Origin of the sequence: Mucilaginibacter sp. PPCGB 2223, from assembly GCF_001705515.1 — a bacterium.
GTDB lineage: Bacteria > Bacteroidota > Bacteroidia > Sphingobacteriales > Sphingobacteriaceae > Mucilaginibacter.
In genome coordinates, this window is the sequence record NZ_MDJS01000002.1 from 793,676 (window position 1) to 819,105 (window position 25,430).

General features: G+C 47.0%; 25 protein-coding genes. 14 read left to right on the top strand and 11 right to left on the bottom strand.

Going from position 1 to position 25,430, the window contains the following annotated elements; all coding sequences use genetic code 11:
• The first annotated feature begins 58 nt into the window (after window positions 1–58).
• The 4 genes from BEL04_RS13860 to BEL04_RS13875 all read left to right on the top strand — a co-directional run bounded on the left by BEL04_RS13860 (window position 59) and on the right by BEL04_RS13875 (window position 3,421).
• A complete protein-coding gene (locus tag BEL04_RS13860; RefSeq protein ID WP_066004859.1) occupies window positions 59–1,747 on the top strand; it encodes a hypothetical protein in 1,689 nt (562 codons plus the stop codon).
• 99 nt (window positions 1,748–1,846) lie between these two features.
• On the top strand, window positions 1,847–2,173 hold the full coding sequence (locus tag BEL04_RS13865; protein ID WP_066005295.1) for a helix-turn-helix transcriptional regulator: 327 nt from the start codon (window positions 1,847–1,849) through the stop codon (window positions 2,171–2,173).
• Window positions 2,170–2,634, top strand: a complete 465-nt coding sequence (locus BEL04_RS13870) for an SRPBCC family protein (protein WP_066004861.1) — start codon at window positions 2,170–2,172, stop codon at window positions 2,632–2,634. Before BEL04_RS13865 ends, BEL04_RS13870 begins: the two co-directional genes overlap by 4 nt.
• A gap of 10 nt (window positions 2,635–2,644) precedes the next feature.
• Window positions 2,645–3,421, top strand: a complete 777-nt coding sequence (locus BEL04_RS13875) for an alpha/beta fold hydrolase (RefSeq protein WP_066004863.1) — start codon at window positions 2,645–2,647, stop codon at window positions 3,419–3,421.
• A gap of 48 nt (window positions 3,422–3,469) precedes the next feature.
• On the opposite strand, the gene BEL04_RS13880 is transcribed toward BEL04_RS13875, so the two are convergent.
• On the bottom strand, window positions 3,470–4,009 hold the full coding sequence (locus BEL04_RS13880) for a DUF4199 domain-containing protein (protein ID WP_066004865.1): 540 nt from the start codon (window positions 4,007–4,009) through the stop codon (window positions 3,470–3,472).
• 184 nt (window positions 4,010–4,193) lie between these two features.
• Window positions 4,194–4,682, bottom strand: a complete 489-nt coding sequence (locus BEL04_RS13885) for a response regulator transcription factor (protein WP_066004868.1) — start codon at window positions 4,680–4,682, stop codon at window positions 4,194–4,196.
• Window positions 4,683–4,765: 83 nt separating this feature from the next.
• On the opposite strand from BEL04_RS13885, the gene BEL04_RS13890 reads away from it, so the two are divergent.
• The 4 genes from BEL04_RS13890 to cdaA all read left to right on the top strand — a co-directional run bounded on the left by BEL04_RS13890 (window position 4,766) and on the right by cdaA (window position 8,560).
• Window positions 4,766–5,563, top strand: a complete 798-nt coding sequence (locus tag BEL04_RS13890; RefSeq protein ID WP_066004869.1) for a carbon-nitrogen hydrolase family protein — start codon at window positions 4,766–4,768, stop codon at window positions 5,561–5,563.
• Between the two features lie 95 nt (window positions 5,564–5,658).
• Entirely contained in the window at window positions 5,659–6,630 is a 972-nt protein-coding gene (locus tag BEL04_RS13895; RefSeq protein ID WP_066004873.1) for a polyprenyl synthetase family protein, read from the top strand.
• A 7-nt stretch (window positions 6,631–6,637) separates the two neighbouring features.
• Window positions 6,638–7,693 carry a TerC/Alx family metal homeostasis membrane protein gene (locus BEL04_RS13900; protein ID WP_066004876.1) on the top strand — a complete coding sequence of 352 codons (1,056 nt, stop codon included), beginning with the start codon at window positions 6,638–6,640 and terminating at the stop codon, window positions 7,691–7,693.
• Between the two features lie 72 nt (window positions 7,694–7,765).
• Complete coding sequence (gene cdaA / locus BEL04_RS13905; RefSeq protein ID WP_139113059.1) at window positions 7,766–8,560, top strand: diadenylate cyclase CdaA; 795 nt, start codon at window positions 7,766–7,768, stop codon at window positions 8,558–8,560.
• 87 nt (window positions 8,561–8,647) lie between these two features.
• Here the strand turns inward: cdaA and BEL04_RS24045 are convergent, their stop codons facing one another.
• Window positions 8,648–8,839 carry a hypothetical protein gene (locus tag BEL04_RS24045; RefSeq protein WP_139113045.1) on the bottom strand — a complete coding sequence of 64 codons (192 nt, stop codon included), beginning with the start codon at window positions 8,837–8,839 and terminating at the stop codon, window positions 8,648–8,650.
• 148 nt (window positions 8,840–8,987) lie between these two features.
• Window positions 8,988–11,507, bottom strand: coding sequence for a M1 family metallopeptidase (locus tag BEL04_RS13910; protein ID WP_083227927.1), 2,520 nt, complete (start codon window positions 11,505–11,507; stop codon window positions 8,988–8,990).
• A 142-nt stretch (window positions 11,508–11,649) separates the two neighbouring features.
• Here BEL04_RS13910 and BEL04_RS13915 point away from each other — a divergent pair, with 142 nt between their 5' ends.
• Together BEL04_RS13915 and BEL04_RS24050 are read left to right on the top strand one after the other, a co-directional pair.
• Complete coding sequence (locus tag BEL04_RS13915) at window positions 11,650–12,234, top strand: peroxiredoxin-like family protein (protein WP_066004878.1); 585 nt, start codon at window positions 11,650–11,652, stop codon at window positions 12,232–12,234.
• A gap of 126 nt (window positions 12,235–12,360) precedes the next feature.
• Window positions 12,361–12,558: a hypothetical protein gene (locus BEL04_RS24050; protein WP_139113046.1), complete on the top strand. Its 198-nt coding sequence runs from the start codon at window positions 12,361–12,363 to the stop codon at window positions 12,556–12,558.
• 11 nt (window positions 12,559–12,569) lie between these two features.
• Here BEL04_RS24050 and BEL04_RS13920 read toward each other — a convergent pair whose 3' ends face one another.
• The 3 genes from BEL04_RS13920 to BEL04_RS13930 form a co-directional block, all read right to left on the bottom strand.
• A complete protein-coding gene (locus BEL04_RS13920; RefSeq protein WP_066004880.1) occupies window positions 12,570–14,006 on the bottom strand; it encodes a DUF3943 domain-containing protein in 1,437 nt (478 codons plus the stop codon).
• A gap of 74 nt (window positions 14,007–14,080) precedes the next feature.
• The gene (locus tag BEL04_RS13925) at window positions 14,081–14,770 is read right to left on the bottom strand and encodes a basic secretory protein-like protein (protein ID WP_066004883.1); all 690 of its coding nucleotides are present in this window, start codon (window positions 14,768–14,770) and stop codon (window positions 14,081–14,083) included.
• A gap of 60 nt (window positions 14,771–14,830) precedes the next feature.
• Window positions 14,831–15,403, bottom strand: a complete 573-nt coding sequence (locus BEL04_RS13930; protein ID WP_066004884.1) for an NADPH-dependent FMN reductase — start codon at window positions 15,401–15,403, stop codon at window positions 14,831–14,833.
• A 609-nt stretch (window positions 15,404–16,012) separates the two neighbouring features.
• Here BEL04_RS13930 and BEL04_RS13935 point away from each other — a divergent pair.
• Window positions 16,013–16,357, top strand: coding sequence for a YciI family protein (locus BEL04_RS13935; RefSeq protein WP_066004885.1), 345 nt, complete (start codon window positions 16,013–16,015; stop codon window positions 16,355–16,357).
• Window positions 16,358–16,407: 50 nt separating this feature from the next.
• Here the strand turns inward: BEL04_RS13935 and BEL04_RS13940 are convergent, their stop codons facing one another.
• Window positions 16,408–17,739, bottom strand: a complete 1,332-nt coding sequence (locus BEL04_RS13940; protein ID WP_066004888.1) for an ankyrin repeat domain-containing protein — start codon at window positions 17,737–17,739, stop codon at window positions 16,408–16,410.
• Between the two features lie 199 nt (window positions 17,740–17,938).
• On the opposite strand from BEL04_RS13940, the gene BEL04_RS13945 reads away from it, so the two are divergent.
• Window positions 17,939–18,688, top strand: coding sequence for an SDR family NAD(P)-dependent oxidoreductase (locus BEL04_RS13945; protein ID WP_066004889.1), 750 nt, complete (start codon window positions 17,939–17,941; stop codon window positions 18,686–18,688).
• A gap of 66 nt (window positions 18,689–18,754) precedes the next feature.
• The gene (locus BEL04_RS13950; protein WP_066004891.1) at window positions 18,755–19,336 is read left to right on the top strand and encodes a TetR/AcrR family transcriptional regulator; all 582 of its coding nucleotides are present in this window, start codon (window positions 18,755–18,757) and stop codon (window positions 19,334–19,336) included.
• Window positions 19,337–19,341: 5 nt separating this feature from the next.
• On the opposite strand, the gene BEL04_RS13955 is transcribed toward BEL04_RS13950, so the two are convergent.
• The 3 genes from BEL04_RS13955 to BEL04_RS13965 form a co-directional block, all read right to left on the bottom strand.
• Window positions 19,342–20,520 (bottom strand): hypothetical protein, encoded by a 1,179-nt coding sequence (locus BEL04_RS13955; RefSeq protein WP_066004893.1) that lies wholly within the window; start codon window positions 20,518–20,520, stop codon window positions 19,342–19,344.
• Window positions 20,521–20,671: 151 nt separating this feature from the next.
• Window positions 20,672–22,486 (bottom strand): glycoside hydrolase family 35 protein, encoded by a 1,815-nt coding sequence (locus tag BEL04_RS13960; RefSeq protein ID WP_066004895.1) that lies wholly within the window; start codon window positions 22,484–22,486, stop codon window positions 20,672–20,674.
• Between the two features lie 57 nt (window positions 22,487–22,543).
• Entirely contained in the window at window positions 22,544–23,497 is a 954-nt protein-coding gene (locus BEL04_RS13965) for a hydroxyacid dehydrogenase (RefSeq protein WP_066004897.1), read from the bottom strand.
• 755 nt (window positions 23,498–24,252) lie between these two features.
• On the opposite strand from BEL04_RS13965, the gene BEL04_RS13970 reads away from it, so the two are divergent.
• Window positions 24,253–25,419 (top strand): glycosyltransferase family 4 protein, encoded by a 1,167-nt coding sequence (locus BEL04_RS13970; protein ID WP_066004899.1) that lies wholly within the window; start codon window positions 24,253–24,255, stop codon window positions 25,417–25,419.
• Window positions 25,420–25,430: the final 11 nt, after the last annotated feature.

A 25,430-nucleotide genomic window follows, 5' to 3' on the forward strand; every position in this document is an offset into this window, starting at 1 on the left:
ATGGATACCTGCCTTGATTGCAGGTGATTGGTAATTTACGTACATCATACCTACGGTTATGCGTACTCATACAGATAAAACACAGCAACATAAGAGCCAGGCTGCTGCGGATAATTTACCGGGATTGAAAAGTAAAGACGAACGCCCGCATCAGTTAGGCGGGGGAGAAGTTACTTTGCACGAAAAAGCAAATGGCAGCGCACGGGTAAAACAATTGCAGGCTTATCAGGCAATGGCCAACAGGCATTTATCCGCCGCAGCTCAGCGAAAACAAAATCCGGAGAAACACTTACCGCAAAATCAGGACCCGTCAGAACCTCCCGTTCAAATGGTAAAAAAGAGCGGGTTATACAGCGTGACCAAGGAGGCCAATATGAGAGACAAGGATCATGTTGAAATTATAAAACTGAACAGCGGCGAAACGGTAGAGGTGAACGACAGCGTGACCGAGGGTAGTTTATTTTCGACTCGGGCGTTTAACATCGGGAAAAAGGAACATTCCTGGAGCGCTACAACCGCGCTGCCTGTCAATACGGGCTGGGTGGTAGATGAGGCGCTGACCTGGGTGGGGCCTATTGTGAAGGCAGAGCCGGTCCCTCAAAAGGGATTGTCAAAAAGAGTCAAAGTCAAAAAGAAGGTCGTTGCTCCTGTAGACCAGCCTGTGGTGGTTAGCGGCGCCAAAGCGCCCGAGCCTGTGGTTATAAAGAAAACGCCCGTAGTTAAAGAAAGCGCTGTCGCAGTATCCGCCCCGGCTAAGGCCGTAGCTGTTGTGGTACCACAAAAATCGTTCGATCAGCAGGTTGAAGAATGGCTGGCCCAACTCAATCCTATGAATGTTGAACATATTAAAGCTGTTAAGAAGTATTACCAGGATCGTAAAGCTGATCTCAGGGGCGTAACGCTTCAACGGATCAACACCTTCCTCAGGGTGCACGGGCTTAATACCGAAGACGCTGCAACTAATTTTATAGCAAATATCGAGGGCCAGTTTGAGGGTGCCGATGTTCGGGACCCGATGGTCATGTTCAGCCGGATTATGGTAGCTGTTAATCAGTCATTAACGGCGCTCAAGTACCCCGAAATCGCAATCAAAAGATCAGACAGTGTAACCGGAGCCGTGTTTGAGTTTAAAACCTGGGAGATGTTGGTGAACCCGGGATACAGGGCAATGGGCACCTCTATGGCAACTACATTGTATCACGAAGCCCGCCACTCAGAACAATGGTTCAAGATGATTATGGGCCAGTTACGGAAAGGCAAAAAAAAGGCGGAGATCGTTTCCGAAATGACCGTGCCTGGCAACATTGTAGATGCCGCCATCGAAAAAAGTGCCGCAGTGCCGGTTGCCGAAATTAATGCTACCGATATTTATCACCAAAGTGTATACGGCACAGGCAGGGCTAAGCGGGATGAAGTGCTGACAAGCGGAAAGTTGACCGATGAGTCGTCAAAAGAATATAAAGCATACCGCGCGCTCCCCGAAGAAGTTGATGCCTGGGATACCCAGGATAGGGTGGGCGAGTCGATTACCGCGAGGATACAGGATCTGATCGACCTGATACCGACTGCTGATGAGCCGGATATTTTTTGCCTGTTGTTTAACAAGCTCGAGTTCCTTTGCAAAATGGATAATAAAACCGATAAGTTAAAGCCTGTTGCACTGGCGAAGATCGCCAAATTGGGCGTTGATAAAATGGCCGCGCTTAAGTCGTATGAGCGTAATCTGCTCACCCGGCTCGCTAAATAGCGGGCCATGATCCTGATTTTTTTGTCACTCTAAAAAAATCCTGAATTTTATTTGCGCAAGTAAATGCTTGCATTTATATTTGCAAGCAAATGCTTGCTTATGATAGCCCGTCGTGATGTATACCAGGCCATTGCCGACCCGACCCGCCGGTCGATCATCGGGATGCTGGCCGACAACCCGCAGAATGTAAACGCCATCGCCGAAAACTTTGAGATGACCCGGCAGGCTATTTCGCTGCACATTAAAATTTTGACCGATTGCGGCCTGGTGACTGTTAAAAAGACCGGCCGCGAACATGTGTGCGAGGCCCGGCTGGAAAAACTAAGCGAGGTTTCCGGCTGGATAGATCAGTACCGTCAGCATTGGGAAAGCAAGCTCGATAACCTCGAAACTTACCTTGAAAAACTTAAAAACAAAAAGATATGAGTAACCCGCAAACAGATACCCGGGACAGGGAACTCCGGTTATCCAGAACATTAAACGCCCCGATAGAGCTGGTGTGGAAAGTTTGGACAAACCCCGAACATATTTGCCAATGGTGGGGGCCCGATGGCTTTACCTGCACCATCAGTAAAATGGAAGTCGCCCCCGAAGGTAAATGGAACCTGGTGCTGCACGGGCCCGATGGTACCGATTACAAAAACGAAAGTGTTTTTAAAGAGGTGGTTCCCTTCAAAAAATTGGTTTATGAACATGCGTCATACCCGCACTTTGTGGCCACAATACAATTCACGGCCATAGGCGATCAAACCGGGTTGGACTGGCACATGCTTTTCGACTCGCGCGAGGACTTGGTTAAAGTGGTAAAAACTTTCAAAGCGGATGTGGGGCTAAAACAAAATATCGAAAAGATGGCCGCTTATCTTCAAAATCACAAAACCGTTTAAAAATTCGGCGATGGAAAAAACAACAGGTTATGCCCCGGTAAACGGCATCGATATGTATTACGAAATATATGGCAGTGGTGATATACCGCTGGTATTGGTCCACGGCGGCGGCTCGACGATCGAAACCGTTTTTAGCAACATATTACATTTTTTTACTGAAAAACATCAGGTGATCGCCGTCGAGCTGCAGGCGCATGGCCGCACGGGCGACCGCGATCAGCCTGAATCGTTTAAGCAGGATGCTGCCGATGTAGCCGGCCTGTTGAAATATTTAAAAGTTGAAAAAGCCAATGTGCTGGGTTTCAGCGATGGCGGTTGTACAACCCTGCAACTGGCCATCAGTTATCCGCAACTACTTAACAAGATCATTGTTGTATCTTCAAACTATAGCCGTGCCGGTATGATCGATGGGTTTTTTGAAGGTATGGAAAAGGCTACGTTTGCTGATATGCCGCGGCCACTTAAAGATGGCTTCCTGAAGGTAAATACCGATCAGCGCAAGCTGGTCAACATGTTCAATAAAGACAGGGCTCGCCGCATCGCTTTTGAAGATTTTAACGAAACCGAATTAAAAGCCATTCATATGCCAACACTGCTGATGGTGGCCGATAAGGACGTGATCAGAACCGAAGAGGTTTTAAAACTGAGCCGGTTGATCCCCAACGCGCAGCTGACAATACTTCCCGGTTATCATGGTACAATGCTTGGCGAGGTATGCACGGTTAAAACCGGCAGCAGGCAACCCGAAATTTCGGCAATACTGGTAAACGAATTTTTAGCAGCGTAAAAGCTATGAGGAATCCGGCAGAGTTAACCTGCCGGATCGGGACTTTCTTTACACGGCCGCTGTTATGTTTTCTTCGGGTTTGCGTTTTAATATCAGCGCCGCAATCAGGGTCATTATCAGGCCTACCGGTAAAACCTCGAGGTACGTGAGCAGGATGACACCGACCGGGGTTTTATACAGGTTGGCCATGGTTTGCATTTGCTCCTTTTGTTTGTTAAGCTCGGCCAGGGTGGCTCCGTGATTTTTGGCGCGCAGCAGTTCGTGCGCCATATATTTATCCATAAAATCGGGCATAAATACATAAAAATCAACCAGCCAGGCTGCTACATAAGCGCTCGACCCGATCAGCGCGATATATAGCCCTACTTTAAAAGCTTTCCCAAAAGTGATTGTGCCCCCATTGTATTTATCCCTAAAGTTTTTTACCCCTACAAATACGAACGCAAAAGCTACGATCATGCAGCCGTAGCCCATCCACATGCTGGCTTCCATGTTGGGGTTGTTGTAACACGCGGTGTAAATGGTGGCCATCCACAATACAAAGATCAGGCCGGATATCGATCCGAATACCCATACAGTTTTTTTCATGACGTTTAGTTTTTTATAGTTTAACAGCACAAAGTTGTCTTGCCCGGATCATTTCGCGGTCATACTTTCGGGTGATTTTTGATCATCATGCCCAAATTAACCCTAAAGTATGAGTTCAGCCCCGGTCCTGAGCCGTCAGTTCTCAGTCTTTTTGACTCCGGGCTTTAGGCTCCCGGCTCCGCACTCAGGGAATAATCCCCAGCCTTTTGGCCATCTCTATGGCCTGGGTGCGGCGCTTTACCTCCATTTTTTCGAATACCTTTTGCGAATGCGTTTTAATGGTATTTAACGATACGAACAGCCGGTCAGAAATCTCCTGGTTGCTCAGGCCCTCGGCCATCAGCCGTAAAACTTCCAGTTCGCGCCTGCTCAGGTTAAGCCTGTCGGCTTCGTGTTGGTTAACCTCAAAATCACCATCAGCTCCATTGATATAAACTTGCTTTTCGACTACGATGGTTTGCACTTTGGGCTTGGTAAGCTTAATGGCAAGCCATACGCCAAGCACAGTAAAAAATACCGCTAAAATGCTCATATAGGTTTCGAGCGCGTAATCGAGGATGAGAAAGCGGTATTCTATCCATTTTAATAAAAAAAGCAGCACTGCAAGTGCAATACCGTACAATATAATCTGCCGGTATCTGGTGAAGATGTTTTGGTGGGTTGTACTGCTCATGTGATTGATCTAAAATAAAATATTTTGGATACAAACCCTATCAAAATGCATCATAAAGTTTATTATCGCTATTTTAGTACACCATGAAAATAGCCGTAGCCTCGCCGCCTTTCCCGGAATCTATAGATGATGGTTTGCGCCAGCTTGAACAGTTGGTGAAAGAGGCGGCAGAAAAAGAGGCACGCATCATTTGTTTCCCCGAATCGTATCTGCCCGGTTACCCCGGGATGGGTTATGATCTGTCAGACCGCAGTCCCGAAAAATTACAGTCCGCATTACAAACTGTATGCACCATCGCAGCCAGGAATCATATCGCCATTATTGTGCCTATGGACTGGTATGAGGGCGACGATCTGCTCAACATAGCTTTCGTCGTGTCCGCCACTGGCGACGTGCTGGGTTATCAAACCAAAAACCAGCTCGACCCTACCGAGGATAATATCTGGACCGCCGGAACAAAAAGGCGGCTTTTTGAAGTTGAGGGTTTGAAGTTCGGCATCACCATTTGCCACGAGGGTTTCCGTTATCCCGAATCGGTACGCTGGGCAGCGCAGAACGGTGCGGCTGTGGTGTTCCACCCGCATTTTACCGGCAGCAATACCGGTGGGGTACAGCTTACCGAATGGGGGCACCGCAATAACCCGTATTACGAAAAGGCCATGATGATGCGCGCCATGGAGAATACCATTTATTTTGTCAGTTCAAATTATGGCTCGCGATATCCTGAATCCGCCAGCTCCGTCATCGCACCCGATGGCAACTGCCGGGCGTACCAGCCATACGGAACTACCGGCGTAATTGTGGCCGATATCGACCCTGCGGCAGCAACTGGTTTGCTGGCCAAAAGGTTTAAGAGCGAACTGTATTTTGATAATATCTAAAAACTATAGCCGCCATGCGCAAAATGCCCACACTATTGTTTTTTTAGTTTATGTTTGCGACAGCGTAGTTTATCTGCCGACCTTATTATAATTGAATGCCGGGCATCGACGAAATAAAGAAACCCATAGCTGCCGAGATTGATGTATTTGAGGAGAAGTTTAAGGCCTCAATGCAAAGTAAGGTGCCGCTTCTCGACCGTATTACCCATTACATCGTAAAACGTAAAGGCAAACAGATCAGGCCCATGTTCGTGTTTCTTTCGGCCAGCGTTTGTGGTGGTATTAACGAATCGACCCACCGTGGCGCAGCTTTGGTTGAGCTGCTGCATACAGCTACTTTAGTGCACGACGACGTAGTTGATAACTCCTATCAGCGGCGCGGATTTTTCTCCATCAACGCTTTATGGAAAAACAAGATAGCAGTTTTGGTTGGCGACTTTTTACTGTCGAAAGGCCTGCTGCTTTCTATCGAGAACGACGATTTTAAATTGCTTAAAATCGTATCGGAAGCGGTACGCCAGATGAGCGAAGGCGAACTGCTGCAGATAGAAAAGGTACGCCGCCTGGATATCGACGAGCCGGTATATTACGATGTGATCCGCCAAAAAACGGCTTCGCTTATTGCTTCCTGCTGTGCCTGCGGCGCGGCATCGTCGGGAGCGGATGAGGTTACTGTCGAAAAAATGCGCCTTTTTGGCGAAAAGATCGGTATCGCTTTCCAGATAAAGGATGATATGTTCGATTTTGGCACTGACGACGTGGGTAAGCCCCTTGGCATCGATATCAAGGAAAAAAAGATCACCCTGCCGCTCATCTACGCCCTGAATCATACGACCAAACCCGAAAAGCGCCGGATTGTTAACCTGGTGAAAAACCATAACGATGAGCCGGACAAGATAGCCGAAATCATTAAATTTGTTAAAGATACCGGCGGCCTGCAATATGCCGAAAGCCAGATGAAGATTTACCAGGACGATGCTTTCGCGATACTCAATACCTTCCCCGACAGCGAATCGCGGCGCTCGTTAGAACAACTGGTGCGCTACACTACCGAAAGAAATAAATAAAAAGGATATGACAGGCGAAACGCTGTTTATCATCGGTTTCATGGTCTTTATCATAGCTATGCTGGCTATCGATCTGGGTTTGTTCTCCAAACCCGGCGAGCCGGTAAGTACCAAACATGCCCTCATCATGAGTGTGGTGTGGATAGCTTTTGCGCTTGGGTTTTATGGGCTGATATGGGCCTTTGGCGATAAACTGCATAATATCCAAAGTTTTGCCGATTTGCAGGCCGTTAATCTTCGCAACTTTCATCACCTTGCCTTAAACCCCGCTGATTTTGAAGGCAGCCTGGCCGCTTACCGCAACAACCTGTCGCTCGAATTTTTAACGGGCTACGTAGTAGAGTACGCACTTTCGGTGGATAATATTTTTGTGATCGTACTGATATTTACTGCCTTTACCGTAACACCGAAGCATTACCACAAAGTGCTGGTATGGGGCATTGCCGGCGCGGTTATCATGCGGTTTATCTTTGTTTTTGTAGGCGCAGCGCTGATTGCCCGGTTCGAATGGGTACTGTACCTGTTCGGAGCGTTTTTGGTTTATACCGGTGTAATGATGTTTGTTAAGCGCAATAAAACCGAAGTTATCGATACCCAAAATCATAAAGTGGTTAAACTGGCGTCCAAATATTTTGCCGTACACCCGCAATTTGAAGGCGATCGTTTTTTTGTGACCATTGGCGCCCGGCGTATGATGACACCCCTTTTCCTGGTATTGCTCATCATCGAGTTTACCGATCTGATCTTCGCTTTCGATTCGATACCGGCCGTTTTCTCAGTCACCAAGGATCCTTACATCGTTTTCTTCTCCAACATCTTTGCCATCCTGGGGCTGCGGTCGATGTTCTTTTTGCTGGTGAATATTATCGATAAGTTCCATTACCTCAAGGTCGGCCTCGCGGTATTACTTACCTTTATCGGCGCCAAAATGCTGGCATCGCACTACGCCGAAGCTATCGGCCTCACCACTATGCGCTCACTTATTGTTATCTTGCTGGTGCTTGCTATCAGCATTGCAGCTTCGCTGGTTTTCCCTAAAAAGCAGGGCGGGCAAACTGTCTGAAGCAAAACAGGTGATAAAAAAATCCGAAATCCGAAATCCCAATTCCGAAATCAAATGGCTAACTTCGTAACCATGCTGTTGATGGATCTGCACCTGTTCAAATTCCGGTTTTTCGATGTATTGGATATCATCATCGTTGCCATTATTATTTACCAGCTGTATAATCTCATCAGGGGTACCATTGCCGCCAATATTTTTATCGGCATGGCACTCATCTGCGTGTTGTACTTTGTAGTGCGCGCCCTCGAAATGCCGCTGCTTACCCGCATCCTCGAAAACTTCATGAATGTGGGCATCCTTGCGCTCATTATCGTTTTTCAGCAGGAGATAAGGCGGTTTTTATTGCTGGTAGGTAAAAACGCCTCATTGCAGCGTAACAAAGCCTGGTGGCGTTATTTTTTTGGCAAAGCCGATGACGAACGGAACAACCTTGCCCGTATCAAACCCATCATCGACGCCTGCAAAAGCATGAAGCAAAGCCGTACCGGCGCGCTTATTGTTTTTGCCAAATATTACGACGAGCAATTTTATCAGAATAGCTGCGAAGTACTAGATGCCAAAATATCCAAACGCCTGCTCGAAAGTATCTTTCAAAAAAACAGCCCGCTGCACGATGGCGCTGTGGTTATAGCCGAGAACAAGATCAAATCGGCCAGTTGTATTTTGCCTTTGACTGATAATACCGACCTGCCGCCGCAATTTGGTTTGCGGCACCGCGCCGGTATCGGCGTGTCTGAGGCCAACGATGCCACGGCCCTCATCATCTCCGAAGAAACCGGCGAAATATCCTACGCCCGCCACGGTCGCGTAAAAATGAACATCAGCTTTGCCGAGCTGGAAAAGTTGCTGAATAAGGATTTTTATTGATGGCGGAATTCGGACGTCCGGTTCGGATTTGTTTTTAGTTTAGGGGCTAACAGTGCCTAAGGTAACCTTGGTCCTAAAACCAGAAGTTTAGGGATATATATTGAGCAATTGTTGTTCGGGTAGTAATACTTTTAGGAAATGGTGCGTAAGGCTTGTCATTTTGAGTTTATCAAAGAACAGTGCGTTGGGCTGACTTTTAACTCTCGACTCAAGGCTTTCTTTTTTAGGGCGTTGCCTCCGGCCGGGCTGTACCTGCCCGTCCGGCAGGCGGGCGCTCATACTGCACCTGGCATTAGCCGCGGGCCGGTATCCCTGCCTGCCGGCAGGCAGGGCGTTTCCATCCCTACTGCAAAATAAACACAACAAAAAAGCCCCGAAGCATTAAACCTCAGGGCCGATATCAAATCACACTATCCGAAATCCGAAATCACTTCTTACCTAACTCATCAATACAATCGCCAATGTATTTAACCAGTTGCTGCAATTGCTGCTGTTGTGTGCCGGTAGCACTTTTAGCCTGTTCTTCTTTTTGGGTGCGCAGGCCCTCCAACTGGCCGCTGATGTAGGTAGCCGCGCCGAAGGCTTTATAGCGTATGCCGGTTTCTTTCAGGTCGGTAACTCCCTCGGTAACCAGTTTAGGGTTGTTTATTTTAACCAGTAGCTTCACATAATCGGGTATCGTATTAAATTTTTGCTGCACACCTGCGTTCCTGAAGCTCTTGGCTATGAACGGGAACTCGGCCTCACCGCCATGCGTCATATACAATTTTGTAATAGCCGCCGTTAAAGCTCCACCGTTATCTGCCTCCAGGTTTTTAGCTATTTTGAGTGCATTATCAGGTTCAAAGGCTGCTATGCCATTTAGCGCAGCGCCCTGAACCGCGTACGACGGGCTGTTGATGGCAGCCTTGAACAAAGGCACGTTGTTCTGGTCGTTTAGTTTAACCAGCACATTAATAGCGGCTGCTCTTACCAAGGTTTTCGGGTCGCTTTTGATGATCTCGGTTAACACCGGCAAAGCTGCACTGCGTACATCGGCATTGCTTAGGTTGATAGCGTTGATGGCCCTGATGCGGAGGTTGAAATACTTATCCTTCAACGCAGCCAGCATCACTTTCTGCGCGCCATCGTTATCCTGGTGCGTTGCGGCCATGTTGATCGCTTCTAAACGGTCGAGGAACAGCGGCGCGTTCGAATACTGGAACACATATTCTTCCAGTGTCTTATTATCTGTCTTCTGGCAAAGCAAAATCTTATCGCCGTCGACATTTACCAGGTCGGGTTTGCTATCCGATGTAAATGTCAGCGTATCGGCGCGGTTGCGCAGCCAAACTTTGTGGCGTGTTTTTTTTCCGCCGGCATAAATATCAACCGCTATGGGCAAAGTAAAGGCATTGGCCTGTTGGGTTTGCTGTACATAAACAGTTTGGGTATGACTGGCAGCGTCCCACTTATAATCGATTTTTAACTCCGGGTGACCGGGGCCGTAATACCACTGGTTAAAATACCAGTTCAAATCCTGGCCGCTGGCTTGTTCAAGCGCCAAGCGTAGTTGCTGCGCCTCGCCATTGCCAAAGGCGTTTTGTGTAAGATAAATGTGCAGACCTTTAAAGAATACCTCGTTACCCAGATAATTGCGCAGCATGTTTAAGATACGGCCGCCCTTTTCGTAGGTCACGGCGTCAAAAACATCCTCTTTATCGTGGTAGTAAAAACGCACCAGGTTTTTGGTTTTGTTGCCTGCCGGGCGCAGGTATTTCTGCATGGCCTGATAGTTTACCTCATCGCCGGCATCCTTGCCGTGTTTGTACTCGGCCCAAAGGGTTTCGCTCAAATCGGCGAACGACTCGTTTACAGTAATGTTGCTCCAGCTTTCGGTCGTTACATAATCGCCGAACCACTGGTGGAAAAGCTCGTGCACAATGTCGGTTTCGCTTTCGGGCTTGCCGTCAACCAGTTCGTGGCGGGTGGCCTGTACCTGTTGGCCGTGCAGGGTAGCGGTGGTGTTCTCCATGGCGCCGCTCACATAATCGCGGACCACAATTTGGGAGTATTTGTTCCAGGGGTATTCAATACCTAATATCTTCGAGTAAAAGGCCATCGCCTCAGGTGTAAAACCAAAAATATCCTTCGCATAGGGCGCATATTTAGGTTCCAGGTAATAGCTTACTTCTTTATTGTGCCATTTGTCCTTATAGATCTTAAAATCGCCGACGGCCATCATAAACAGGTATGGCGAGTGCGGCAGGTCCATCTTCCAGGTATCGGTACGCAGGCCATTGCCGGCAGGTTTTTGCGATACCAGCTTACCGTTTGATAGCGTAACATATTTGGCAGGCACCGTCATGGCTATCTCTTCGGTGGTTTTTTGATTCGGCTTATCGATGGTAGGGAACCAGGCCGATGAGGCCTCGGTTTCGCCCTGCGTCCATATCTGGATGGGTTTATCCTTGTCTGCCCCATCAGGGTTGATAAAATACAGGCCCTTGGCATCGTTAATGGCGGCGCTGCCCTGCACTTTCAGCTCATCAGGTTTTGAAGTATAATCGATGTATACCGTGTAATTTTCATTAGGCAGATATTTTTTATCGAGAGTGATCGCCAGCGAAAGGCTGTCATAACTAAACTTTAAAGGGTAATTTTTACCCCCCTTCACGATGGAGATGTTATGAATATCCATGCCTTTGGCATCAAGCCGGAGCGAATCGGTAGCGTAGGCGCGGGGTTTCAGTGTCACCCATTCCTTGCCGTACATATAGCGCTTTTTATAATCAAAGCGAACGGCCAGTTTGGTATGTACCAGGTCGTTGATCTTTGGCGCAGTGGCGCGGTAGATCTTCATCAGCGGGTCGTCCGGTTTTTGTTGCTGCGCATTTGCCGCGAGCTGGCAAACGGATAGGAGCAGGGTTGCGCCCCAGAACAAGGTGCGCGGTCTGTTAATTGTCATTGTCGGTCAGTTATATATCATTCAAAGTAAGTAAGATTTTTTGAAAAATAATGGGTCGCGATCACTTTAATTCGCTCTCTGATGTAAGGCTATACCTGTGATATCGACTAAGCGGGTATATAATCATCAAACCATTCAGAAAATGAATAACAAAAAGTACTTTTTATTTGTTGCCGCTTTTTTGTTAACGGCAAATTTATTCGCGCAAAGCGGGCTTAAAAAAGGAGCCGAAGCGCCTGCATTCTCAGCTAAAGATAATTCGGGTAAAACCGTCGATCTGAAAAGCTTGCTCAAATCGCACAAAGCGGTGGTGCTGTTTTTTTACCGCGGCCAATGGTGCCCTTTTTGCAATAAGCAAATGCAGCATCTGCAGGATTCGTTACAACTGCTTACCGCCAAAGGTGCCTATGTAGTAGGTGTAACACCAGAAACCGGCGAAAATATCGACAAAACCCGCGAAAAAACACATGCTTCGTTTTCGCTGATACACGATGAAAGCTATAAGATTATGAAAGCTTACGATGTAGATTATAAGGTCGACGATCAGCTATATGGTAAATTAAAAGGCTATGGCATCGACCTGGAAAAGGGCAATGGCAATACCGACCATGTGTTGCCGGTACCGGCTACCTACATTATCAACAGTTCGGGCAAGATCATATTTGCGCATTTTGATAAGGATTACACCAAAAGGCCATCTGTAAGCCAGATGCTGCAGGTATTGTAACCGGATATTCTGACCTGCAATGTGGCCCGGTGTGTTTATCATACCGGGCTTGTTTTTTTATATAAAAACCATTGCCGACCCAGCGACTTGACTCTGGTTTCCGAAGTAGGGGTATAAACCAGTTTTATGAAAATTTTTTTTGTAGTGCTCGGGGCCATGATAACGCTATCGGTTATTGTTTTATTGGCGGCATTATTCGGCATCATGTTTTCTGACCCCCAGTCGCTCTTCCCGGTAATAAAATTGCTGTTTGCACTGCTTGCAGCCTTATGTACAATATTCGTGGTCGTGCTATGCCTTAATCCGCACGGAAAACGCAGGTAAACCCGGTGCTCTTAAAGGCTGGTGGTATATCTGGCGGATATCCGTATATAAGGATAGGTTTTATCCACATCATTATAACTTTTAAACTCGCCGTGCAGGTTAAATTTACCCGCTTCGGCACCTACCAGGAAATGTTTGATTACCCTTACGGCCAGCTCATTGGTATAAGCCTGTAAAAAATAGTGCGAAGGGTTGCCGTTGATGGTATGCATCCAGCCGCCGCGATAGTTGACGTTAAAAAACACCCTGTTCACGATCACTATACCACCACCGGCATTAAAAGCAAAACCGGGGCCGTAATCGTAATTGCGGTTGCCGTGCATGTATGCATCGGGTATGGCGGCTAAAAGTACCGGCCCCAGCCCCAATGCCGAGTTGAGCTTGATTTTTGTGGATACCGTGTCTTCGGTATAAAGGTTCATCTTAACGCTTTGCGCACCGTAAAAAAATGCTTCGTTACGGATATAATCATAATTTGCTGATAAGATTGCCAGGTTTTTGATCTTTTCGGTATAGATCTTCCAACCGGTTAATGATCCGTAAACAGACACCACGTTTACCTTGGAGCTATCGTCCTGCCCGAACTCGGTATTGATAGAAATATTGGTAAAAGGTTTTTTGAAATTGATGTAAGGGCTGCCGTATTGCATTTTGATATGCCCGTACCAGCCGTAACGGTTACTGGTAAAAAGCCCCGAGCCGTTAGTGTTGAACTGCCGTATACCCATATCAAATTCGGCAACCACTTTCGACGAATCGTAATCGGGCGCGTTGTTCATCACTTTGCCCCATTTCCCGTCAATAATGCGGTTCAGCCCGTTCATCGGGTCTACCAGTAATGCCAGCACCTCGCGTACCTGCCGTTTAAAGCCACGGCTACGGTTATTGATGATCCTGTTGGATAAACGATAAGTCATCTCCCCGAGCACGATACCGCCAAAACTGGTGTTGATAAAATCGTTAGGTGCGGGGGCCTGGTTCTCGGCGGCTGTTTCCCAGATATAACTTCCTACTACTGCTGCCGGCGCCGACTGCCAGAAACTGTACCCGTTGGTGCGGAACGCATTGAAAAAATAGCTGCCGTGATAGGGGTGGCCAAATTGGTTGGTTTGAAAGTTATCATCATCAAACGCCCAACTGCCAGGATTTAAGTGCTGCACTACAGTTTTAAAGGATATACGGGCATAATCGGCATTTTTGAGATAGCGGTCCCAGGTCCAGGGTAATACCTCTACCATGCCCAGCTCCATTGCCGCCCTACCAAAATTTTTATGATCGAACGAGGCCCGGTTATGCTGCCGCCTTGCCCTGCGCGAGGTATCTGCCTTTAACTGCGGGATATCAAACGGCGTTTGAGCTTCGGCACAAATGAATATAAAGCAGAACAGCAAAGCCAGGAAAGAGGATTTGGTCAGGATTGCTTTTGTGAAATAAGGACAGGCCGGCATCTGATAGCAGTTAACAGTTAAGTTAAAAGATTATCCATGCCGGTTTTGTTTTTCATCTGCATGTAAATAAACGGTTATATCGCCGGGTTTTGGCTGTACTCCTGCCAAAGGGCTTCTACGGTGCTGCCGGTATACTCAACCCACAGTTCGGGCTTATAGGTGCCTTCGCGCATGTGTTTATCCAGTTTTTTTACGATGTCTTTTTTCTTATTCTTCTCCAACCAAACCAAAAAGCGCGCAGTAACGCGGTAGGCATTGGTATAGCTTTGGGTTGGTTTAAAAGCAGGCAGTGTCCAGTTAGCGGGGCCGTTATTGATGCCAAACTGGTTTCGGACATAGTCGGCAATGCCTTCGGTTAACCAGCCCGGGCCGCCTTTATCGCCATAGTTTTGCACAATATGCATTACCTCGTGGGTAACCACATCAATGTCTTCGGGATGTTTGACAAACCACTCCGGATTATAATGTACCACGCCGTGGCCGGTGGCGGCAACGCCTTTATAGCTGGTATCGATGATAAAAGTAACCTCGCGCAGCGACTTTTTGTTGTATTCCTTCATCTCTTCGGGATACACCTTAAAAAAGGCGTCTATCAATCTTTGTTTGGTTACAGGGCTTAGCGTTGCCGATTGATTGATAAAAGTAAGGGTAAGTTTACCTTTTTTGATCGTATCGGTGCGGATGATCGAGGTGTCGGCCGCAGGGTGCGCCAGCAGGCGGCCACATGATGCGGCGAATATAAAAGCGAGGATGCAGTTTTTCATGCCTAAAAATGGCTAAAATTTTTCGAAAATCCATTTTAGCCATTTTGTGTATGGTATTTGTTACTTGTCTTGCTTAATGGCTTTCAGGCCCTTTGCCCAACGCTGCAACTGAGTGAACATCACATTGGCCGAATTGATCAGCAACTCGTTCGGTACGAATACGCCTTCTTCGTTGATGAACTGATTGTACGATGGGATATTCACCGCTTCTAAAAGACCCACGTTTTTCAACGAGATCAGGTCGGTTTTTAATTGCGTTACTGCCCTTACACCTGCAAACGGACCGATTGAGTAGCTCACGATACCCGATGGCTTATAGGCCCACTCGTGCACCAGGTACTCGAGCGCGTTTTTCAGCGGGGCAGGGTAGCTGTAATCGTATTCGGCGGTAACGAAGATAAAGGCGTCGGCTTCGTCGATCCTGGCGCTCCATTGTTTGGTATGTTCGTGTTCATATTGTTTCATGATGGGGTGAACGGCCTCGTTCATCAGAGGCAGGTTTATTTCGCCTAAATCGAGCACTTCCACATCAAAACCGCCATGATTTTTAGCTGCTTCGCCAACCCATTGTGCTATGACAGGCCCCTTGCGGCCGGGGCGCACAGTTGAGGTTATAATTTTTAATTTATACATTGTTGTAATAATTTGTGTTATTCATTATACAGGCAAAAGTATTATGTGTTTAAACATCTACTGTCGCATAGATGTCATTTCGCAGTATCGTTGAGGATAGCTGGAAGTGGCGTCTGCAAGCTTAAACGGGTTTTGTTGGTGACGACACCAACAACGGCGAAAGGAAAAGTTTTGAAATGCGGGCGAAAATGGGTATATTGTAGGAGAGTCAAGAATCAAGATGCAAGGACCGAGCGAAAGCGAGCTCATTTACTCCATTAAAAATAAATCAATGAGTAAATAATCAAGACAAGAAATACCCATAAATACCCATGTGTTTAGTGCCCGGCATAGAGGACACCCACAACTGCTCAGGGTTATTGTGAATTTGATAATTGAAGATTGATGACTAACCGAAAAATACCGAAGAATACCTATGTGTTTAAAAATTCAGTTGCGAAAATGGCAAATAACAAAATGCGACAGAATAAACCTTCAAACATTGCAACCTTCAAACATTTCAGTCGTCATGTCCCGTTTTGAAAATGGTTGTAAAAGTTTAATCCAGTTGTCCAATACCCCGCCGGCTGATCGTCATTGGTTTTTAAGCACATTAAACCAATCAGAAAAATGAAAGAGTATTTATTGTTGTTACGCGGCGGGAAGCCGGTAACAAGCAAAACAGAGCAGGAGGTTAAAAGCGAAATGCAGGCATGGGGCGCGTATATGGGCGGCCTGTCGCAAAGCGGGCAGTTGGTAGGCGGCCTGCCGCTGGTGGGCGGCGGTAAAACGGTTTCGGCAGCCGGTACCATCAACGAAGCTGTAACATCGGCTGCGGAAGGTATCGTCGGCGGATACCTGATCATCAAAGCCGATAGCCTTGATGCCGCTGCCGCGATAGCTAAAAGCTGCCCTCATATTGCCGGCGAAGGCAATATAGAAGTGCGCGAAATAGCGCCAATACCGGCAATGTAAGCGAAATTACATGCGATAACCGCTGTCACAATAAAACGGCGGTTATCGTTTCAGTTGTTTTGCGCTTCCTTTAAAATTTGATCTATCGCATCATAGCCGGTAGGTAAAGTGATCCTGTTCGCGTCGGCGCCTGCTTTTAATAAGACGATAACCGAATCGGGCGAACGGCGTATTGTCCAGTACGAATCGACACAGGCGCGTACGGCGAGCATCAAAGGCGTATTGCCTTTTGCATCAGGTACATCTGCTTTCGATCCGCGCTCTATCAGCAGTTTAACCACATCCGGAAAACCGCGCCAGGCGGCAATGTGTATGGCCAGGCTGTTTTGAGGGATCTCCCAATAACCGTCGCCCTGGGCGAAAGGCGTGTTTACATCAATGCCTAAGTCGAGCAAATGACCGATTCCTGCCGCGTTACCATTAGTAGCGAAACGAGCAAGCAGGTGACCGCCATGGGGTTTGATTTTATCGGTAAAGTCGGGTTCTTGTTGTAAGATTGTTTTGATGGCTTCGGCATCATCTTCGGCGCAGGCGCCGATAAGTTGGAGCGGGCCCTGTAAATTGAGTGCAATGCCCCGCTTCCGCAACATTTTCAGGATATCGCCCCGGCCCTGGCAGGCAGCATGGGCTATAGCGGTGAGTTGGTGACCGTTGCTTACGTTCGGATCGGCACCGTGATCGAGCAGCAGCTCAATCATTTGTAAACTGTTGGCCCGCATCAATGCGTGGTGGATAGGGTAAAAGCCCGGCCGCCACTCCAGATTGGGGTCGGCGCCGTATTCGAGCAGGAATTTCACACCTTCATAATCGTGAAAATCGTGCTTGCGGATGAGCATCATCGTGAGGTTATTGGGCGTAACCTTACCGGTATTCACAATGGCTTTCATGGCATCGTTCTCCCAGGTTTCGGGCGAGTGGTAACAGGCTTCGTTATCGTTAGGGTCGGCACCATGATCTAAAAGCAATTGCGTAAGAGCTGCATTTTGTAATACACCTGCCGCTCCGTAAAGTACGCCTTCAAAGCCGGGGTACTCGCCGGTATTCTGGAAACCCGAATTGGCATCGGCCCCGGCATCCAGCAAGGCTGTAGCTGCTTTCAGAAAATTAGCTTCCGGTCGCTTTTTATAGGCCAGGTATTTCGAGAAGCAGAGATACACCAGAGCGTTTGCATCAAGAGGTTTAGCTGTGATAGTCGCGTTTGCGGCATCCTGCGTCAGAAAATCCTTTACGGTTTCATCATCACCCAATAGCGCTGCGGTATGTATGCTGCTTTTAGCCAGCCATGGGTTGGCGCTTAATATAGCTTCGGCTTCATCAATAGGGCCGTACCAGGATGCTGCTCTTAAAAAATTGGCCTGGATCTGTGCTTGTTCGTCTGTCATGGATAGCGTGATTGCTTACTGCTCAAATATAACAAAAACAGCTATTTACGCAGGGATTATCTCACATTGTAAAAGGAATCTTTCGAACGATGATCGTCATCCGAAAGTAATGATCTGAAATAAATGGAACGATCATTCCAAATTGAATATACATTTGCGGAACAATCGTTCCAAAAATAAAAAATCAAATTGAAATAACATGAAAAAGTTAGCAAACAAAGTAGCCGTAGTAACAGGCGCTTCAAAAGGTATTGGTGCCGGTATAGCAAAAGGCCTGGCAGCCGAAGGCGCAGCAGTAGTGGTAAATTATGCTTCGGCAAAAGCAGGCGCCGACAAGGTGGTTGACGAGATCGTGAAAAACGGTGGTAAGGCCATAGCTGTACAAGGAGATGTATCTAAAACAGCCGATATTAACCGTTTGTTCGAAGAAACTGCTAAGGCTTTCGGCGCTGTGGATATCCTGGTAAACAATGCCGGTATTTACAAATTCGGTGCAATTGAGCAAATCAACGAAGAAGATTTCCACAGCCAGTTTAACACCAATGTATTGGGTACATTGCTCACCACGCAAGGCGCGCTAAAAAACTTTAACCCGCAAGGCGGCAGCATTATCAACATCGGCTCGGTAGTAAGCAGTATTACGCCGGTAGGCAGTGCTATCTACACCGCGACAAAAGGCGCTGTCGACTCAATAACACATGTGCTGGCTAAAGAACTTGGACCTAAAAAGATCCGTGTAAACTCGATCAACCCGGGTATGATCGAAACCGAAGGCGCACATGCTGCAGGTTTTATCGGCAGCGATTTTGCCGCTGAAGCTGCACGTACCGCACCGCTGGGCCGTATCGGCCAGCCCGAAGACATTGCTCCTTTAGCGGTGTTCCTGGCTTCCGAAGAGTCGTACTGGTTAACCGGCGAAACCCTGCTGGCCGGCGGCGGCGTTAGGTAAACCGTTTATAAATTGACGAATATTGAATAGCTTTGCCTGTGAAAACCAGGCAAAGCTTTCCGCATTATGGCAAGGACAAAGGATTTTGACGAGAACGAAGTGCTGAACAAAGCAGTAGACCTTTTTTGGTTGAAAGGGTATAATGCGACCTCGATGCAGGATCTCGTCGATGGCCTGGGCATCAGCCGCTCGAGCCTGTATGATACCTTTGGCGATAAGCACACCCTGTTCATCAAAGCGCTCGAAACGTATCAGAGCAACAATGCCGGGAGCATTTGCGGTATCACCGGCAGCGATCAGCCGGCCAAACAGGTCATCAAACAATTACTGGAATATATAGCAGGCGGACTGTTGTGCGACCAGGCCAATAAAGGCTGCTTTTTAGTGAACGCCGAAGTGGAAGTTGCCCCGCACGACGAACAGGTGAGCCGGATGATCTGCCAGAACGACCAGCAGGTTGAAGACGCTTTTTACAAAGTGATCAAAAAAGGGCAGGAGAAGGGCGAGCTAACCAATGCCCAGGATGCCCGCGCGCTGGCCCGCTTTATCTTCAACACGGTAAAGGGTATGCGGGTAACGGCCAAATCGACAAAAGACAAGGCCGTTTTTGACGATATCATCAACACCACGCTGTCCGTATTGGATTAAATCTGTTAGCTGCCGCCTATAGCCAGGTTATCAAACCACCTCATAAAATTACGCATCCCGGTGTCAAAACCGCCTTTCCATTTGGTAATGTAATCATCCCAGCTACGGCGCTGTCCCTCAAAAGTACTGCGCCTAACCAACTGGTCGGGCAACTGTAATTCGCCCGGGTCGATTACAATCGGGTGATCAGGATCAATCAGCCTAACATCGCTTTTCTCGGGGCTCGTCAAATTAAATACCATGAAAAGGCTGCTTCCGACAAATGTTATGGGCGCGGCGTCCATCCTTTCTCTGAGCATCATCAATTTTGGTCTCAATTCTATCATGGCTGCCTGTAACTTTCGGGAGGTTGCCCTGTTGGTGGCAAGGTTGAGAAAGATTGCCAGGTTTGCAGCATCAATATCATAACCCAGCTTACGGCTGTCGCGGTTAAGGTCTTTTAAATTATGTTCGATTTTTTTGAAAAAACGTTTAAATACTCCGGCGCCTTCAAGTGCAAACTGCTCGCTGCTTTTGGTATAAGTGCCCATCTTTACATCCATTACACATTTCTGATCCCTCTCCCGTTCCGGCTTTGCAGATTCATCTTCCCAACCCACCGTATCGATACATAAAACCTTCTGGTCTCCGCTGGGCGCATCTATCGGTTGCTTCAGGAAAAGCCATTCATGTTCACCATCCAACATCACCGCTTCAATTTTTCCGCTCTCGGTATACTTTTTGCCTCGTATCCGGTGGTGGCCGGGTAATACATCGTTAAGTCCCAGCGCCAGCCTGTTCCGGTAGGTAAACTCTTCCCGCACCGATGATAGCTTTACCCGGTAACGGCCGTCGACCGTTGGCTGGTTAGGTTTGGTACCGGCAAGCTGGGCAACCGGCGCCGTTGTACTAACCGGGCCAGTTTTCAACTGATTTGCAGTTGCCGCGCCTGTTACAGCTTTGGCGCCCGTTATATCGGCCTCATGCTCCGGCCAGGTATCGCCGTTAACCGGTACCGCGTCCTTCATCTGCATGGTTGGTTTAACGCTGTCTTGTACCTGTTCCTCGCCGTCAACTGCCCGGCGCTGAATATTGTCTTCCTGACTAACCGGAACAGCCGGCATCGAAATACCTTTTCGTTGTGCCGTTGCGGCAGTATCTGCCACATCAGGTCTGTTACTTTTGGCTTTCGGTTTAGCGTACATGATGACAGGTTTTAGGGCCAGACATGAAGCAGGTTTATTTTTATTTAAATATAAAAATTATGTTGGATGAAGCATAAATAATGCCGGCACAATTTTTTTAGATCTGTGCCGTAATCACCCGGTATAACGGGCACTCCCGAACCTGCCATATTTATTCGCATTGATTATACCCTCTAACAGTTGTGGCGGTATTTTGCATCGAATCAAAAACAACAATAACATTTACGCCTTTTTTAAGCCAGCCGGCAGGGCAATACAATCTTTGCTGTGGCCCAACATTCCAGTAGCGACCCAGGTTGTGCCCGTTTACATAAACCATACCGCGGGTGTATTTACTCATGTCAACATAAGTGTCGCCGGTTTCGGTTAATGTAAATTGCCCTTTATAAAAAACACCATCCTGTATGCCTTCCGGATAAGCAGGTTTTAAACTTGCTATCATTTTTTCGCTCATGGGCAGCAGGTAGGTTTGCCAGTTCATCAGCGTCATCCCGTTAAGGGTTACCCTGTCGGTGATACCCTTGCGGTCTATCATATATTGTGCAAAGTTAATATGGCCCATACCTTCAACCAAAATATCCAGTCGAGGGTTTTTACTTTCGTTTTTAGGTAGTTTCACACTCCAGCGCCCGCCATTGCGGTTAATGGTATCTACCAGTTTGCCGTCAATAAATATCAGGGCAAAATCGTGCGGCTCGGTAATGGTTAAAGTGCCTGTTTTGTTACCGATGAGCTTTGTGCGATAAAGGATAAAACCCTGGTTTTGCCCGTAATATTCCATCGGTTTTGGTTGTGCCGACGCAATTGGTTTTGGCAATATTTTCCAGATGCTGGTTAACGGGCTAAGTTTGATTTCGGGCACCTCAATAGTTTTAACAGGGGCGGGCACAGATGGTATTTTGTATTTTACGTACTGACTGATCAAATTGCGCAGCATGTAATATTTGGGGGTTGCATTGCCCTGTTCGCTGATCGGGGCATCGTAATCGTAACTGGTGATATCGGGCTGAAACTGCGTGGTGCTGAAAGCATTGGCCCCTGCATTAAAACCAAAATTGGTGCCGCCATGAATCACATAAAAATTGAACGACCGGCCACTTTTAAGCAAATAGATAATATCTTTTTTTAACTCGTTGGTATCCGGCCTTTGCCAGTGTTCTTTCCAGTGCGTTAACCAGCCGGGATAAGTTTCCGAACTGAAAGAAGGCACATTAGGGTTTTGGCGGGCTGCTGCTTCAAAGTCTTTATCGTTTACACCCGGATCCAGTCCGATAGCTGCACCATCGACAGTACCCGCGTCCAGCATGTGCGCCACAGCGCCATCGGCTGTGTAATAGGGACCACTTATGCCATTTTGCTGCCACAGCTTTTTTAAGGTTTTGAGGTAGGTTTTATCATTACCATAACTGCCGTATTCATTTTCTATCTGGGTGAGGATGATGGGGCCACCATTGGTGCACAGCAGCGGTTTAATTTCTTTGCTCAAATGACTTATGTAACGACTTACCGCAGCCATGTACCGGTTATCCATACACCTGATCTTAATATCCGGTATTTTTAACAGATAGGTTGGCAGGCCGCCCCAATCCCATTCGGCGCATACATAAGGGCCGGGACGAAGGATCACCCACATACCCTCCTGCCGGCAAATGCGGATAAATTCGGCGATGTTGTGGTTGCCCGTTTTAAAGTCAAACACACCTGGCTGGCTTTCGTGATAATTCCAGAAAACATAAGCCGCTATGGTATTGCAGCCCATAGCCTTAGCCATTTTGATACGGTGCCGCCAATATTCGTGCGGTATGCGTGCCGGGTGCATTTCGCCGCTGATGATCCGGAAGGGTTTACCATCCAGCAAAAAATCATGTTTGCCAAGCGCGAAAACATGTTTTTGCTGTGCCAGGAGCGGAGTGGCTGCAAACTGTAAAGCACACGTCAGCAACCATATCAGTTTAACTTTCTTCATTTGGGGCTCAATTTACAAATACCATTTTTAGCGGAGCGATGGCTCACTTGTAAAATCTTACAACCTATCATTGATGATATTTGAAGGCCTTTTGCCCGATAGCGTATCAAGCACTGCCCGGACAGCTATAGTGGCAAGCCTTTCGTCCGATTCGTAGGTAGACCCTGCGACGTGGGGAGAAAGAATGACATTCCGGGCCGATAGCACAGGGTTCGAGGTTAGTATAGGTTCTTCTTCAAATACATCGAGTGCAGCACCGCGGATTTTACCTTCATTCAGGGCCGCTGCTAATGCAGCCTCATCAATCAAATCGCCACGGGAGGTATTGATCAGATAGGCAGAGGTTTTCATTAAACCAAGCAGCGTTTGATTTACCAGGTGATAGTTGACGGGTGTAGACGGGCAGTGCAGGCTTATAAAGTCGGCTTCTGTAAAAATCTGCGCAATAGTTTGTGCCTCGCTAACCCCCGGATAATTGATATTGCCAGATGGCCTGTAGGCCATCACTTTCATACCCACGGCGAGGCACAAATCCGCGGTTATTTTTCCGATGCTGCCAAATCCTATCAATCCAAGTGTTTTACCGTTTATCTCTGTTCCGCTTGATAAATAACGTGCTTCCCAGTGGTTTTGGCGAACAGCGGTATGCATTGGGAAAATTTGCTTCGCCAGGCTCATGATCATCGTAAGCGCATGTTCGGCGACCGACCGTTCGTTGGCATTTGGCGCATTGCATACAAAAATGCCGGCATTGGTTGCTGCCAAAATATCTATGTTATTAACGCCGACACCCGTACGGGCAATAACCTTTAGTTTGTCAGCATGAGCTATTACTTCCCGATCAAATCTGGTCGAAGCTCTCAGAATCACCGCATCAGCATTCTTGATCAGTTTTATCGTAGTATCGCGGCTGGTATCAGGCGCCTGAATGATCCGTACTTTATCCCTGAGCATTTCCATACCGGCGGCGTGTATAGGTTCTGATATAAATACAACAGGCAGATGGGGCATGGACGAATGATTTTAAGACTGTCGGGAACTAAAGTATCTATAAAATCTGTCAAATAAAAAGGCGCTTACATACGTAAGCGCCCGGGGGGAATCTGCTACGGTCTAAATTTTTATAGTATGCCTGCGCCTACTGCAACTGCGCTTGTGATGCAAAACATGGCCAGGGCTGCGAAAAATACTCCTAAAGTTTTCATGTTGATTTTGTGTTTAATGTTTTTATTTAAATTTTGTTAGCTGCATTTAATTATTTGTTCAATTTATATGGCCATGGCACATGCAATGGTGCAGATGGCGATAATTTTGAGGATTGGGGTAAGCGTTTCCATATATTTAAAGTTTTAATCGTTAATTTCTGTAAGGTGCTATGCCAACGTAGTGCCAATAATTCAAGTTCTTAATAATCAATTAATTAACTATTTTTGGCGATCGCATATTTTCCATTTATTGGAATTTGTTCCATATTTCTAACCTTATTTGGAGTATTACAGATACACTTCTGCCACAAGTTCGCAACCGGCTATCCTGGCAGGTTAGTTTAGCAGGGATAGTTGCGGAATAAGCAGCACTTTACATAGCAGTTCCGCGACACAATAATTAATGAATGGTGACACTTTTGGCATCTATAAAAAGGAAGTTATTCCATTTTTGGGAATAAAATCAAATGTAAATGTAATTTAACTTGCTGATTTTAAGAAAATTATAATTTTGGCTGAAGATTGGCATACTGTGGAATATCACAATAAAAACCACAGTATATGAAAAAGATCATAGCCATCCAGATGTTCGGCCACAAAAGCGAAAGCTTTGCATCATTTAAAGAATCAGTTAAAGCGTTAATCAACGATGGCTTTGTTGTTGAAGCCATCACAACAGAAGACCAGGCATCGGTTCTGGGCGATGTAAAAGGTATAAATGTACATACCTTAAATAATAGCGACCAGCCCAATAAGTTGTTTGCGCTTTATATGTTTATTAAGGTGCAAATACAATTGTTCATTACGGTGCTGAAAATGATCGGCCCTGCCGATGTGGTGTATATCAATTCGATCTACTCTATCGCTCCGGCTATCGTAGCCAAACTCAAACGTGCTAAACTGGTTTGCCACCTGCATAATACCAAACAAAACCCTGCAGTTGCCGACAAGGCGTTGAAATATCTGATTAATAAAATAGCCGACCAGGTGATATTCCCTTCGGTAAGCTTAAAGGATAAATTTGCATTATCCGTAGCCAAACAAACTGTTGTTTACAATACACCTTCTGAAGAGTTTATCAGCGAGATCAACCAGTTACAGATTACCAGCCGCGCAAAAAAGTTCACTGTACTGATGATCACCTCATCTGACGATAGCCCGGCCATAGCTAAATTTACCGACCTCGCAACCGTCTTGCCGCAAATTAACTTTGAAGTTGTATTAAACGACTGGACTGTAGCAACAGCAGGCCTGTTGGATAAGAACAGGCAACCGGCCAACCTGCGCATTTTGCCCGAAAACGATAACATTCACCGCTTCTACCAAAGGGCAGATCTTTTGGTCAACCTTTCGGCCAATGAGTTTAACACTTCGGGCGATATTGATGTATTGCAGGCTATGTACTATGGCATCCCGGTGATTGTACCTGCCAAAGGTGGTCTACAGGAGTTAATAAGTAACGGTAAACACGGTATAGCGGTTGACAGCAGCCAATTGGCCGGTATTGCCAAAACCATAAACGAATTAAGCACTAATGCGCTGATACATAAAACGCTGTCGGCGGCATGTGTAAACCAGGCCAAACTCTTTACATCAAACCAATTCAGGGCCCAATTTACCAGGCTGTTCAACGGTCATAAGGCAAGGCCCTATGATAACCTGATCCAGCTATTCGGAACAGCTTACTTAAACAAAGATATATCCGTATTTAGAAGCAAGGCAGCCTGACTAATCCCCCT

Bases quoted from the DNA above. Each gene is read 5' to 3' on its own strand.
- BEL04_RS13920 (WP_066004880.1), bottom strand. From the start codon at position 14,006: ATGCCGGCCTGTCCTTATTTCACAAAAGCAATCCTGACCAAATCCTCT.
- BEL04_RS13930 (WP_066004884.1), bottom strand. From the start codon at position 15,403: ATGTATAAATTAAAAATTATAACCTCAACTGTGCGCCCCGGCCGCAAG.
- BEL04_RS13955 (WP_066004893.1), bottom strand. From the start codon at position 20,520: ATGTACGCTAAACCGAAAGCCAAAAGTAACAGACCTGATGTGGCAGAT.
- cdaA (WP_139113059.1), top strand. From the start codon at position 7,766: ATGCTGTTGATGGATCTGCACCTGTTCAAATTCCGGTTTTTCGATGTA.
- BEL04_RS13915 (WP_066004878.1), top strand. From the start codon at position 11,650: ATGAATAACAAAAAGTACTTTTTATTTGTTGCCGCTTTTTTGTTAACG.
- BEL04_RS13900 (WP_066004876.1), top strand. From the start codon at position 6,638: ATGACAGGCGAAACGCTGTTTATCATCGGTTTCATGGTCTTTATCATA.
- BEL04_RS24050 (WP_139113046.1), top strand. From the start codon at position 12,361: ATGAAAATTTTTTTTGTAGTGCTCGGGGCCATGATAACGCTATCGGTT.
- BEL04_RS13870 (WP_066004861.1), top strand. From the start codon at position 2,170: ATGAGTAACCCGCAAACAGATACCCGGGACAGGGAACTCCGGTTATCC.
- BEL04_RS13885 (WP_066004868.1), bottom strand. From the start codon at position 4,682: ATGAGCAGTACAACCCACCAAAACATCTTCACCAGATACCGGCAGATT.
- BEL04_RS13945 (WP_066004889.1), top strand. From the start codon at position 17,939: ATGAAAAAGTTAGCAAACAAAGTAGCCGTAGTAACAGGCGCTTCAAAA.
- BEL04_RS13875 (WP_066004863.1), top strand. From the start codon at position 2,645: ATGGAAAAAACAACAGGTTATGCCCCGGTAAACGGCATCGATATGTAT.
- BEL04_RS24045 (WP_139113045.1), bottom strand. From the start codon at position 8,839: ATGAGCGCCCGCCTGCCGGACGGGCAGGTACAGCCCGGCCGGAGGCAA.
- BEL04_RS13890 (WP_066004869.1), top strand. From the start codon at position 4,766: ATGAAAATAGCCGTAGCCTCGCCGCCTTTCCCGGAATCTATAGATGAT.
- BEL04_RS13965 (WP_066004897.1), bottom strand. From the start codon at position 23,497: ATGCCCCATCTGCCTGTTGTATTTATATCAGAACCTATACACGCCGCC.
- BEL04_RS13865 (WP_066005295.1), top strand. From the start codon at position 1,847: ATGATAGCCCGTCGTGATGTATACCAGGCCATTGCCGACCCGACCCGC.
- BEL04_RS13935 (WP_066004885.1), top strand. From the start codon at position 16,013: ATGAAAGAGTATTTATTGTTGTTACGCGGCGGGAAGCCGGTAACAAGC.
- BEL04_RS13925 (WP_066004883.1), bottom strand. From the start codon at position 14,770: ATGAAAAACTGCATCCTCGCTTTTATATTCGCCGCATCATGTGGCCGC.
- BEL04_RS13950 (WP_066004891.1), top strand. From the start codon at position 18,755: ATGGCAAGGACAAAGGATTTTGACGAGAACGAAGTGCTGAACAAAGCA.
- BEL04_RS13860 (WP_066004859.1), top strand. From the start codon at position 59: ATGCGTACTCATACAGATAAAACACAGCAACATAAGAGCCAGGCTGCT.
- BEL04_RS13960 (WP_066004895.1), bottom strand. From the start codon at position 22,486: ATGAAGAAAGTTAAACTGATATGGTTGCTGACGTGTGCTTTACAGTTT.
- BEL04_RS13895 (WP_066004873.1), top strand. From the start codon at position 5,659: ATGCCGGGCATCGACGAAATAAAGAAACCCATAGCTGCCGAGATTGAT.
- BEL04_RS13970 (WP_066004899.1), top strand. From the start codon at position 24,253: ATGAAAAAGATCATAGCCATCCAGATGTTCGGCCACAAAAGCGAAAGC.
- BEL04_RS13910 (WP_083227927.1), bottom strand. From the start codon at position 11,507: ATGACAATTAACAGACCGCGCACCTTGTTCTGGGGCGCAACCCTGCTC.
- BEL04_RS13940 (WP_066004888.1), bottom strand. From the start codon at position 17,739: ATGACAGACGAACAAGCACAGATCCAGGCCAATTTTTTAAGAGCAGCA.
- BEL04_RS13880 (WP_066004865.1), bottom strand. From the start codon at position 4,009: ATGAAAAAAACTGTATGGGTATTCGGATCGATATCCGGCCTGATCTTT.